Annotated in this window: 10 protein-coding genes; 7 read left to right on the top strand and 3 right to left on the bottom strand. The window is 67.5% G+C overall.

All coding sequences use genetic code 11. The annotated features are described in order from the left end of the window. Positions 1 to 8: 8 nt before the first annotated feature. A complete protein-coding gene (locus K2L43_RS05485) occupies positions 9 to 251 on the bottom strand; it encodes a TIGR04438 family Trp-rich protein (RefSeq protein ID WP_011804505.1) in 243 nt (80 codons plus the stop codon). A gap of 108 nt (positions 252 to 359) precedes the next feature. Here K2L43_RS05485 and K2L43_RS05480 point away from each other — a divergent pair, with 108 nt between their 5' ends. Beyond that, positions 360 to 665: a c-type cytochrome gene (locus tag K2L43_RS05480; protein ID WP_011804504.1), complete on the top strand. Its 306-nt coding sequence runs from the start codon at positions 360 to 362 to the stop codon at positions 663 to 665. 87 nt (positions 666 to 752) lie between these two features. Here K2L43_RS05480 and K2L43_RS05475 read toward each other — a convergent pair whose 3' ends face one another. Then, positions 753 to 1,262, bottom strand: a complete 510-nt coding sequence (locus K2L43_RS05475; protein WP_011804503.1) for a hypothetical protein — start codon at positions 1,260 to 1,262, stop codon at positions 753 to 755. A 595-nt stretch (positions 1,263 to 1,857) separates the two neighbouring features. After that, positions 1,858 to 3,855 (bottom strand): acetate--CoA ligase, encoded by a 1,998-nt coding sequence (gene acs / locus K2L43_RS05470; RefSeq protein WP_015912709.1) that lies wholly within the window; start codon positions 3,853 to 3,855, stop codon positions 1,858 to 1,860. A 235-nt stretch (positions 3,856 to 4,090) separates the two neighbouring features. Here acs and K2L43_RS05465 point away from each other — a divergent pair, with 235 nt between their 5' ends. The 6 genes from K2L43_RS05465 to K2L43_RS05440 all read left to right on the top strand — a co-directional run bounded on the left by K2L43_RS05465 (position 4,091) and on the right by K2L43_RS05440 (position 11,416). Further along, on the top strand, positions 4,091 to 4,672 hold the full coding sequence (locus K2L43_RS05465; protein ID WP_255580537.1) for a TIGR00645 family protein: 582 nt from the start codon (positions 4,091 to 4,093) through the stop codon (positions 4,670 to 4,672). A gap of 656 nt (positions 4,673 to 5,328) precedes the next feature. Beyond that, complete coding sequence (gene proV, locus K2L43_RS05460) at positions 5,329 to 6,618, top strand: glycine betaine/L-proline ABC transporter ATP-binding protein ProV (protein WP_220638656.1); 1,290 nt, start codon at positions 5,329 to 5,331, stop codon at positions 6,616 to 6,618. Positions 6,619 to 6,642: 24 nt separating this feature from the next. Further along, positions 6,643 to 7,845: a glycine betaine/L-proline ABC transporter permease ProW gene (gene proW / locus K2L43_RS05455; RefSeq protein WP_220638655.1), complete on the top strand. Its 1,203-nt coding sequence runs from the start codon at positions 6,643 to 6,645 to the stop codon at positions 7,843 to 7,845. Between the two features lie 36 nt (positions 7,846 to 7,881). Continuing rightward, complete coding sequence (gene proX, locus K2L43_RS05450; RefSeq protein ID WP_231403361.1) at positions 7,882 to 8,961, top strand: glycine betaine/L-proline ABC transporter substrate-binding protein ProX; 1,080 nt, start codon at positions 7,882 to 7,884, stop codon at positions 8,959 to 8,961. Between the two features lie 242 nt (positions 8,962 to 9,203). After that, entirely contained in the window at positions 9,204 to 10,691 is a 1,488-nt protein-coding gene (locus tag K2L43_RS05445; RefSeq protein ID WP_220638654.1) for an ATP-binding protein, read from the top strand. Next, positions 10,688 to 11,416: a response regulator gene (locus K2L43_RS05440; RefSeq protein ID WP_011804495.1), complete on the top strand. Its 729-nt coding sequence runs from the start codon at positions 10,688 to 10,690 to the stop codon at positions 11,414 to 11,416. Before K2L43_RS05445 ends, K2L43_RS05440 begins: the two co-directional genes overlap by 4 nt. The last annotated feature ends 56 nt before the right edge of the window (positions 11,417 to 11,472 follow it).

Below are 11,472 nucleotides of genomic sequence, written 5' to 3'. Positions count from 1 at the left end.
AGAAGCCCTCAGCGCGGTCGGCGCGGACCCATGCCCATGGATTCCTTCTGTTTGTTGATGCGGTCCTTGCGGCGCTGGTCCATCTTTTCCATGGCCTTGCGCTTGGTGTAGCCGGTGGCATCCGCCCAGGCCCACCAGGCCGCAGCTACCGCAAAAGGAGACAACACCCACCACCATGACCAATTCGCCACAGGGCCGATCTCCAGATATTTGAGAAGTATCAACAAGATGCCTAAAAGCAGCGCATACATGGTCACATCCTTTGGTGCCGCGCGAGCTTTGGCCTGGAGCCCGTCAACGGCGAACACTACAATCCCATTGAAGGCTAAATGTACCCCAACCCTAGAGGAAACCCCGCGATGAAGCGCACACTGATCACCCTCGCCATGACGCTGTCGGTTGCAGCCCCTGCATTCGCCGACCAGGCCCTGGCAACCTCCAAGAACTGCATGGCTTGCCACGCCGTGGACAAGAAGCTGGTGGGTCCGTCCTACAAGGACGTTGCCGCCAAATACGCGGGCCAAGCAGGCGCCGCAGACAAACTGGCCGAGAAGATCATGAAGGGAAGTTCCGGCGTGTGGGGCCCCGTGCCCATGCCCGCCAACGCCCAGGTGAACGCCGCCGACGCCAAGAAGCTGGCGACCTGGGTCCTGTCGCTCAAGTAATCCAGAGGGGAAAGCGCCTTCGCGGCGCGCCCTGTAAAAAGGCCGCAGCGCTCACGCCCTGCGGCCTTTGTTATGGCGCAAGGGCCGTCAGAGCCTGAGTTCCGGCTCGGTGCGCACCGGCGGCACGGGCTGCACGGCTTTCGGCTCGCCCCGGCGGTGCAATTGGTCTTCCAACTGTCCCACGTAGGCGGCAGTGATGTTGTCCGATTCCTGCGCCCGCGCGCTCAGGCGCGCCTCCAGCGCGTCCAGGCGCGCCATCAGGGCGTCGTAGCCCGTGCGGTGCTGGGTTTCCAGGAACTGGCGCAGCTCCGTGAAACGCGATGCCTCCGCCCGGTCGGCCAGTTCGCGCTGCGCCGCCATCTCCTTGGCATGGCGGCGCGTCTCCATGAGCACAGAGCCCTGCAGCGTCAGCACATAGGCCAAGAAAAAGGCCCCCAGCAGGACGGTCAGCCCCAGCATGATGAGCCCCAGGGGCGCCTGCACCGTGGCGACGCCCAATGAAACGACGGTGGGCACCGAGAGCGTCGCCCAATTGAGTGCTGCCAACGCACCGATGGCCACGACGATCAATAAAAGGATGAGGGTTTTGAGCTTCATGCGAGGGACTCCTGATGGCCAGCTGGACCGCTATCTGTGTTCAACCCACGGGATGTGCGGCCAATGCGCGGGTTGTACCCCATGGCGGCATGCCCGTCATGGCCCAACCCGGTATTTGCGCCCTGCTCCTACAACGCCAGGGTTCAAAGCTGCTTCGCCCGAAATGAAAAAGCCGCCTGGCAAGAAGCGGCTTGGGTCTGCAAAGTCTGGACGACGACGCCTCGCGGCACCCCTTCACCCGCAGGGCTGGGCCCACCGATGCAGGTTTTGCCGGCACTCCACATCTGCTGCGCAGATAGGAGTGCCGCCCAACCCCGCAAGCGCTGCGCGCCGGCGCCTTGCGGCGCCTCCTGCATCAGTTGGACTGCGCCAACTGATCCAATGTTTTTGCCAGCACATCACATCTGCTGCGCAGATAGGAGTGCCGTTCAACCCCGCAAGCGCTGCGCGCCGGCGCCTTACGGCGCCTCCTGCATCAGTTGGACTGCGCCAACTGATCCAATGTTTTTGCCAGCACATCACATCTGCTGCGCAGATATGAGTGCCGTCCAACCCCGCAAGCGCTGCGCGCCGGCGCCTTGCGGCGCCTCCTGCATCAGTTGGACTGCGCCAACTGATCCAGGATTGCGGGGTTTTCCAGGGTGCTGGTGTCCTGGGTGATGGGTTCGCCCTTGGCGATCGAGCGCAGCAGGCGGCGCATGATCTTGCCGCTGCGGGTCTTGGGCAGGTTGTCACCGAAGCGGATGTCCTTGGGCTTGGCGATGGGGCCGATCTCCTTGGCGACCCAGTTGCGCAGTTCGGTGGCGATCTGCTTGGCCTCCTCGCCCGTGGGGCGCGAGCGCTTGAGCACCACGAAGGCGCAAATCGCCTCGCCCGTCAGGTCGTCGGGACGGCCCACCACGGCGGCCTCAGCCACGAGGTCCGTCTTGGCGACCAGGGCGGACTCGATCTCCATCGTGCCCATGCGGTGGCCCGACACGTTCAGCACGTCGTCGATGCGGCCCGTGATGCGGAAGTAGCCACGGTCGGCACTGCGCACGGCGCCGTCGCCGGCCAGGTAGGTGGTGCCCCCCAACTCTTCGGGGAAGTAGCTTTTCTTGAAGCGCTCGGGGTCGCCCCAGATGGTGCGGATCATCGAGGGCCAGGGCCGCTTGATCACGAGCATGCCGCCCGCGCCGTTGGGCAGGTCTTTGCCGGTTTCATCGACGATGGCGGCCTGGATGCCCGGCAGCGGCAAGGTGCACGAACCCGGCACGAGCGGCGTGGCACCCGGCAGCGGGGTGATGACGTGGCCGCCGTTTTCGGTCTGCCAGAACGTGTCCACGATAGGACAGCGCTCGCCGCCCACATGGCGGTAGTACCACATCCAGGCCTCGGGGTTGATGGGCTCGCCCACGCTGCCCAGGATGCGCAGGCTCGACAGATCCCAGTTCTTGGGGTGCACGCTCTCGTCGGAGTCGGCCGCCTTGATGAGCGAGCGGATGGCAGTGGGCGCCGTGTAGAACACCGTGACCTTGTGGCGCTCGATCATCTGCCAGAAGCGCCCGGCGTTGGGGTACGTGGGTACGCCCTCGAACACCACCTGTGTGGCACCCGCAGCCAGCGGACCGTAGGCCACGTAGGTGTGGCCCGTGATCCAGCCGATATCGGCCGTGCACCAGAACACGTCGTCGGGGCGAATGTCGAAGGTCCACTCCATCGTCACCTTGGCCCACAGCAGGTAGCCGCCGGTGCTGTGCTGCACGCCCTTGGGCTTGCCCGTGGAGCCGCTGGTGTAGAGGATGAACAGCGGATGCTCCGCGCCCACGGGCGTGGGTGGGCATTCGGTGCTCTGGCCGGCCAGGATCTCGGAGAAGGTCTTGTCACGCCCCGCCACCATGTCGCAGGCCGTGGCCGTGCGCTGGTACACGAAGACGTTCTTGATGCTGTCGCAGCCGCCCATGGACAGGCCCTCGTCCACGATGGCCTTCAGGGGTAGCTCCTTGCCGCCGCGCAATTGGTAGTTGGCCGTGATCACCGCCACGGCACCCGCATCAATGATGCGCTCGTTCAGCGCCTTGGCAGAGAAACCGCCGAACACCACGCTGTGCGTGGCGCCGATGCGCGCGCAGGCCTGCATGGCCACCACGCCTTCCACGCCCATCGGCATGTAGATGAGCACGCGGTCGCCCTGCTGCACGCCATGCGCCTTCAGGGCATTGGCGAACTGGCTCACGCGCTCCAGCAGTTGCCGGTAAGTGACCTGGGTGACGGTGCCGTCGTCGGCCTCGAAGAGGATGGCGGCCTTGTTCTCGACCGGCGTGCCCATGTGCTTGTCCAGGCAGTTGGCACTGGCGTTGAGCTCGCCGTCGGCAAACCACTGGTAGAACGGCGCCTTGGACTCGTCCAGTGTCTGCGTGAACGGCTTGGTCCATTGCAGGTGCTCGCGCGCCAGGCGCGCCCAGAAGCCCTCGGGATCCTTGTTGGCTTCGGCGCACAGGGCCTCGTAGCCGGCCATGCCCGACACGCGGGCCGCCTTCACCACGCTATCGGCAGGCGGGAAGACGCGGTTCTCCACCAATACGGATTCGATGGCATTGGACGATGCACTCATGGGTTTGTCTCCTGAAGCTAAGAATTTTGAGTGGTACTTTCAGCCCTGGTACTTACAGGCCACTGACGGAGCGCCACAGCATACGGCAGCGCTCCAGCGCCATGCCCTGGCATGCGTGAAATGCCTGACGGTGGCATGTCTTCGGGGCGAAACGGGCTGCCCCTAAAATGGCGCGCCTCACCTTCCCGACGCATTTCCCGTCACCATGACTTCCCCTTCCCCCCATTCCGCCCACATGGCAAACGCCCCGCTGCGCCCCCTGCCCGCCCTGATCTTTGCCAGCCGCTGGCTGCAACTGCCCCTGTACCTGGGCCTGATCGCCGCCCAGGGCGTCTATGTCTGGCATTTCCTGCTGGAACTGTGGCACCTGGTGGAAGCGGCTTTCGGCAATGAGGCCGCGCTGCAGGCGCTCATCACCAGCATCGGCTACAAGCCGGACGCGCCGGTCACCTCGCTCAACGAGACGGTGATCATGCTGGTGGTGCTGGCGCTGATCGATGTGGTGATGATCTCCAACCTGCTCATCATGGTGATCGTCGGGGGCTACGAGACCTTCGTGAGCCGCCTTGGCCTGGACCGCCACCCTGACCAGCCCGAGTGGCTGGGCCATGTGAACGCCTCGGTGCTCAAGGTGAAGCTGGGCCTGTCGATCATCGGCATCAGTTCGATCCACCTGCTCAAGACCTTCATCAACGCCGCCAACTACAGCGAGAAGGTGCTCATGTGGCAGACCATCATCCACGTCACTTTCCTGTTCAGCGCGCTGGCCATCGCACTCACCGACCGGCTGCTGCACACCTCTGAGGAGAAGCACTGAGGCATGCGGCCGGTCACCCGGCCAATCGCCCGCAAACCCATGGAGCGCCCGCGCTCCATGGGTTTTTTGCTTCAAAAGCCCTCCAGCGCCCATGCAGCAAGCGCGAGCAGCTATTAATTTTGCAGCGATCGGCGAGCCTGCCATCCGTCCACGCGCGAAATAGCACAAATCAAAAAACCCGTTTTTTGACTAAAAAATACCGAATAACTATACTTTCACGGTGTTTTACAACCTGCCACGCAGGTAATTCGCTCTTTGTGGCTGCGTTGCCCGAGAGCGCCCCGTGCCAACGCGCCTCCCACTGCTGGCGGCCCTGGCACACAGGCCGAAGTATTCGCCCCTGATGCCCCAGGGTGCCCTGCCGCCAATGCGCGGCGCACGGTACCCGCGTGACTGCGCAAGTCCTCAGCCAGACCTCTTGCGCCGCGCACCCAGGCCCTTGCGCACCGTTCGCGTGCCATTCGGGCCGATCTGGTCACTTTTCGTGTCCGCCCTCTTCCCGGCCCTGCAGGCCGCGCCCGTCGATTGGCGACGCGCGTGCCCTCGCGGGGACGCCGCATCGGGGTCGTGTGTGCCGCTTTGGCCTTTGCGTTCCTGCCGCCATTGGTGCGGCAGGGGCCCGTTCAACCCGTCACAACCGAGGAAGGACCCACACGGTGGCCAAGCAAATCATCATCGACCATGTCTTCAAGGTCTTCGGCGACACGCCGCAGGAAGCGCTGCTCCTGGTGCAGCAGGGCCTGAGCAAGCAGCAGATCCTGGAGCGCACGGGCCATTCCATCGGCGTGTTCGATGCCAGCTTCACCATCGAGGCCGGCGAAATCTTCGTCGTCATGGGCCTATCGGGCTCGGGCAAGTCCACGCTGGTGCGCATGCTCAACCGCCTGATCGAGCCCACCAGCGGCCGCATCCTGGTGGACGGCCAAGACATCAACCGTCTGGGCGACCGCGAGTTGCGCGCGCTGCGGCGCAAGGACATCAGCATGGTGTTCCAGTCGTTCGCCCTGATGCCGCACATGACGGTGCTGGACAACGCCGCCTTCGGGCTGGAACTCGCCGGAGTGGACCGTGCCGAGCGCCAGCAGGCAGCGCAGGAGGCCCTGCAGCAGGTGGGCCTGGGCGCCTGGGGCGCCAGCTACCCCGACGAACTCTCGGGCGGCATGCAGCAACGCGTGGGGCTGGCGCGCGCGCTGGCAGCCGACCCGTCCATCCTGCTCATGGACGAGGCGTTCTCCGCGCTGGACCCGATCATCCGCACCGAGATGCAAAGCGAGCTGCTGCGCCTGCAGCAGATCAAGCGCCGCACCATCGTCTTCATCTCGCACGACCTGGACGAGGCCATGCGCATCGGCGACCGCATCGCCATCATGAAGGACGGCCACGTGGTGCAGGTGGGCACGCCCGACGAGATCCTGCGCGCGCCTGCCAACGACTACGTGCGCAGCTTCGTGCGCGGCGTGGACGCTGCGGCGGTGTTCAAGGCGGCCGACATCGCGCGCCAGGCGCTCACCGTGGTGTCCGAGCACGACGACCGCGGCTGCCGCGCGGCACTGCGCCTGCTGGAGGACTCGGACCGCGACCACGCCTACGTGCTCAACAGCCGCAAGCGCCTGCTGGGCGTGGTGTCGTCGCAGTCGCTGCGCGAAGCGCTGCACGGCCGCCAGGGCGCGCTGGGCCTGCACCATGCGTTCCTGCCCAATGCCCAGCCGCTGGATGCCTCCACGCCGGTGGCGGACCTGTTCGGCCCCATGAGCAGTGCGCCCTGCCCGCTGCCGGTGGTGGACGAGGACGGCATCTACCAGGGCGTGATCAGCCGCACCACGCTGATGAAGTTCCTGGACCGCGACACGCCGCCCGTGCCGCCGCCGCAGGCGGAGGTGCCACCCATCCAGCTCAACCCCCACTTCCCGGCGCAAGCCAGCACGCCGGTGGCAGCGCCCCGCTAAGAACAACACAAGGAGAGGAAACGCATGAACGACACAACGCAAGAGACCGCCGCCATCGACGATCCCAGGGCACCCGCCGACGCCGCGCCCGCTCAGGCGCAAGCACAAGCCAGCGACCCCTGGGCCGGCGACACGGCGCTGCAACCCGCGGATGCCGATCCGTGGGGCGCTGGCGGCACCGCCGGCACCGATGCCACGGCCGGCGTGGACTGGCTTGACGCCGCGGCGGCGCCGATGCCCGAGCCCGACGCCGGCCTGGCCGGCCTGTGGCAGCAGATCGCCACGGACGGCCTGCCCGTGCAGGGCTGGATCAACGAGGGCCTGCATTGGGTGGTGGAGAACTTCCGCCCGTTCTTCCAGGCGGTGCGCGCGCCCATCGACGCCACGCTCACCGGCGTGACCGACCTGCTGCTGGCCGTGCCTGCGCCCGCGCTCATCGCGCTGGTCACGCTGCTGGCCTGGCAGTTCGCCGGCCGCGGCCTGGCCGTGGGCGCGGCGCTGTCGCTGGGGCTGGTGGCGCTCTTGGGCATCTGGCCCGACGCCATGGTGACGCTGGCGCTGGTGCTCACATCGCTGTTGTTCTGCGTCGTCATCGGCCTGCCCATGGGCATCGTGCTGGCGGCCAGCGAACGCGCACAGCGCTGGACGCGCCCGCTGCTGGACGCCATGCAGACCACGCCCGCCTTCGTGTACCTGGTGCCGGTGGTGATGCTGTTCGGCATCGGCAACGTGCCGGGCGTGATCGTGACCATCGTGTTCGCGCTGCCGCCGTTGGTCCGCCTGACCAACCTGGGCCTGCGCCAGGTGCGCCCTGATCTGATCGAGGCCAGCCGCGCCTATGGCGCTTCGCCCCTGCAATTGCTGTGGAAGGTGCAGCTGCCGCTGGCCATGCCCTCGATCATGGCCGGCATCAACCAGGCGCTGATGCTGTCGCTGTCGATGGTGGTCATCGCCTCGATGATCGCCGTGGGCGGCCTGGGCCAGATGGTGCTGCGCGGCATCGGCCGGCTGGACATGGGCCTGGCCACCGTGGGCGGCCTGGGGATCGTGCTGCTGGCCATCGTGCTGGACCGCCTCACCCAGGCCATGGGCCAGCCGCGGCGCGCCAGTGCGCGCTGGTGGCACACCGGCCCCGCGGGCCTGGTGCTGCGCGCCGTGCGCGGCAAGCCCGTAGCGCCCGCATCGCAAGCCGCCCCGCTTGCCACCCCCCGCAACTCCGCGGCCTGACACCACTCCCGTTCACCACCAGAAAGGAAACCCCGGATGACTCTTCTGTCGCTGACCTCTCCCACACACACTGCACGTTCCGGCGCATGCGCCGCCCTCGCCCGCCGCCTGCGCGCGCCGTTGGCCGCGGTTGCCGCGGGTCTGGGCCTGGCGCTGGGCGCCACCGCTGCGCTGGCCCAGCCCACCGCCCTGCCCGGCAAGGGCGTGAAGGTGCTGCCTCTCAAGAGCTCGATCGCCGAGGAGACCTTCCAGACACTGCTGGTCATGAAGGGCCTGGAAAAACTCGGCTACGACGTGCAGCCCATCCAGGAGGTGGAGTACCCCACGGCCCACATCGCCATCGGCAATGGCGACGCCACGTTCATGGCCGACCACTGGAACCCGCTGCATGCCGACTATTACAAGAACGCCGGCGGCGACGCGAAGCTCTACCGGCGCGGCACCTACTCGGGCAACGCGGCGCAGGGTTACCTGATCGACAAGAAGACCGCCGACGCGCATGGCATCACCAACGTCGAGCAGCTCAAGGACCCGAAAATTGCCCAGCTGTTCGACACCAACGGCGACGGCAAGGCCGACCTGACGGGCTGCACGCCCGGCTGGGGCTGCGAGGCCATGATCGAGCACCACCTGGACGCCTACGGCCTGCGCAACACCGTCACGCACCAGCAGGGCACCTACTCCGCGCTGATCGCCGACACCATCACGCGCTACCGCGCGGGCAAGCCCGTCCTGTACTACACCTGGACGCCCTATTGGGTGAGCAACGAGCTCAAGCCCGGCAAGGACGTGGTCTGGCTGGAAGTGCCCTTTTCCTCCCTGCCCGGCGAGCAAAAAGGCCTGGACACGCGCCTGCCCAACGGCAAGAACTACGGCTTCGTGGTGAACCAGCAGCAGATCGTGGCCAACAAGGCCTGGGCCGAGGCCAACCCCGCCGCCGCCAAGCTGTTCGAAGTGATGCAGCTGCCCGTGGCCGACATCAACGCCCAGAACCACCTGATGAGCCGGGGCCAGAACAAGGCCGCCGACATCGAACGCCATGTGAACGGCTGGATCAAGGCACACCAGAAGACCTTTGACGGCTGGGTGCAGCAGGCGCTGGCCGCGGCCCGCTGACGGGTGCCTTTGCAACAATTTGCATAAAAACAGGAGATAACGCCCGTCCCTCATGCGCGAACAGCTATCTTTTAAGTAGCGCAAGAGTCGGACGGGGCGGGCTTTCGCCCCGCCCATGCCTGCGGGCGAGGCGTTGCCATTGGTTGCATTTGGCGCGCTTCGTGCCACCGCGGCCAGACCCCGGGGGTGGCCCGGCCATGCCATCCTCGGCGTTTTACCACGGTCAAGCGGCTCCCCACTTCATGCAACTTCCGCGTCTCACCCTCCAAGGCAAGGCCTTTGCAGCCCTGTCGGCGCTGCTGGGGGTGATGCTGGTGCTGTTCGTGGGCTTCTCGCTGCTGGGGCTGCAGCGGGGGCTGGGCCCCTACGTGGCCGAGGTGGAGTTGGCGCGCATGGACTGGCTGGTGTTCCGCCTGCAGGCCGCGTATGAACAGCAGGGCGGCTGGCAGACACTGCGCGAGCAGCCCGGCCTGTGGCGCGAGCTGCGCCGCCCGCGCAACGTCCAGATGCCGACCTTCGGACCCGCTCCCGTGCCTGCGCCCGAGCCCCTGTTGCTACCCCAGGTCACGCCCGGCACGGCCCCGCCACCGGTGGATGCGCTGTCGCGCCGCCTGGGCGTGGTGGATACGCAGGGCCGCGTGGTGGCCGGCGCCGCACCCGTTGCCGGCGGTGCGCGGACCGCGCTGCGCGACGGCGAGGGGCGCCTGATCGGCCACCTGGTGCTGGCGCCGCTTGACGGGCTGGAGCGCGATGCGGACCGCGCATTTCTGTCCAAGCAGCTCGGTTTCGTGGTGTGGAGCGGCGTGACGGGCCTGGCGCTGGCACTGCTGCTGTCCTGGTGGCTGGCGCGGCGCTGGCTGCGCCCCATCGACACGCTGGTGACCGGCGCGCAGGCCATTGCGGCCGGCGAGCTGCACACCCGCGTGCCCGAACAGGCCGACAGCGAGGAATTCACCCGCCTGATCCACACCTTCAACGCCATGGCCGAGCAGCTTGCGAGCGTCGAGGCCTCGCGCCGCCAGTGGATCGGGGACACCGCGCATGAACTGCGCACGCCGCTGGCCGCGATGCGCGCCGAGATCGAGGCCGTGCAGGACGGCGTGCGCCCGTTCGACGAAAAGACCGCGCGCCGCCTGCACCGCCAGGTGATGCGGCTGATCCAGCTCGTGGGCGATCTGCGCGCCAGCGTGGACATGGCCGGCGACCAGCCCCCGCCCGTCATGAGCGCCGTGCAGCCGCTCGCGCTGCTGCGCGAGGCCATGGCCGGCATGCAGTCGCGCTTCGACCAGACGGGTGTCGCCCTGCAGGCCGCGCCAGACCTGGCCACGCTCGCCAAGCAGCCGCTGCAGGTGCACGGCAACGCACAGCAGTTGCACCGCGTGTTCCTGAACCTGCTGGAAAACAGCCTGCGCTACACCGACCCTGGCGGGCGGCTGCAGGTGTCGGCCTGCGTGCTGCGCAATGGCGGCCCGCCGCGCCTCACGCTGCGCCTGGACGACACGGCGCCCGGCGTGGCGCCGCACGAGCTGCCGCACCTGTTTGAGCGCCTGTACCGTGCCGAGGCCTCGCGCCGCCGCGCCTCGGGCGACCTGGGCGGCTCGGGCCTGGGCCTGGCCATCTGCCGCACCATCGTGCAGGCGCACGGCGGCCAGATCGAAGCCAGCGCCTCGCCGCTGGGCGGTCTGCGCATCACCCTCACGCTGCCTCTACTGGAGAACCCCTCGCCATGACCACGCCCGCACGCATCCTCGTCGTGGAGGACGAGCAGGACATCGCCGACGTGCTGCTGGACTACCTGCGCCACGCGGGCTACGCCCCGGAGCACGCGGCCGACGGCCGCACGGCCCTGCAGGCCCTGACAGCCCCCCAGCCGCCCGACCTGACGCTGCTGGACGTCATGCTGCCCGGCATCGACGGGCTGGAGGTGCTGCGCCAGGCGCGCCGCCACACCGACAACCCCATCGTGGTGATCACCGCCCGCGTGGAAGAAGTGGACCGCCTCATCGGCCTGGAACTGGGCGCGGACGACTACATCTGCAAGCCCTTCTCGCCGCGCGAGGTGGTGGCGCGCGTGAAGGCCGTGCTGCGCCGGCGCGCACCGCCGGCCCAGGCCGCCGCGCAGGCGGAGCTGGCCTACGGCGCGCTGGTGCTGGACGAGGCCCAGCTGCAAGCCACGCTGCACGGCACTCTCGTGGCGCTGACACCGCGCGAATGGCATCTGCTGCGCACCCTGCTGGCACACCCGCGCAGCGTGCTGTCGCGCGCCCAGTTGCTGCAGCACGCCTACCCGGACTCGCCGCAGGAGCCCAACGAGCGCGCCGTGGACAGCCACATCAAGAATCTGCGCCGCAAGCTGCGCAGCGCCGACCCCGCCGGGCACGACTGGATCCGCTCGGTCTATGGCGTGGGCTTTGCCTTCGACCCGCCCGCGGCGCCGCAGGACGCGCAGGACTGAAGTCGCTCCTTTTTCAATAGCTGCTTGCGCTTGCCGCAAGCGCATTTAGAGCACTT

The sequence above is a fragment of the Diaphorobacter sp. MNS-0 genome, from assembly GCF_019602835.1.
Taxonomy (GTDB): Bacteria; Pseudomonadota; Gammaproteobacteria; order Burkholderiales; family Burkholderiaceae_C; genus Diaphorobacter; species Diaphorobacter nitroreducens.
Note: the sequence above shows the minus strand (reverse complement) of the source record. Positions and strands in the feature narration are given on the sequence as shown.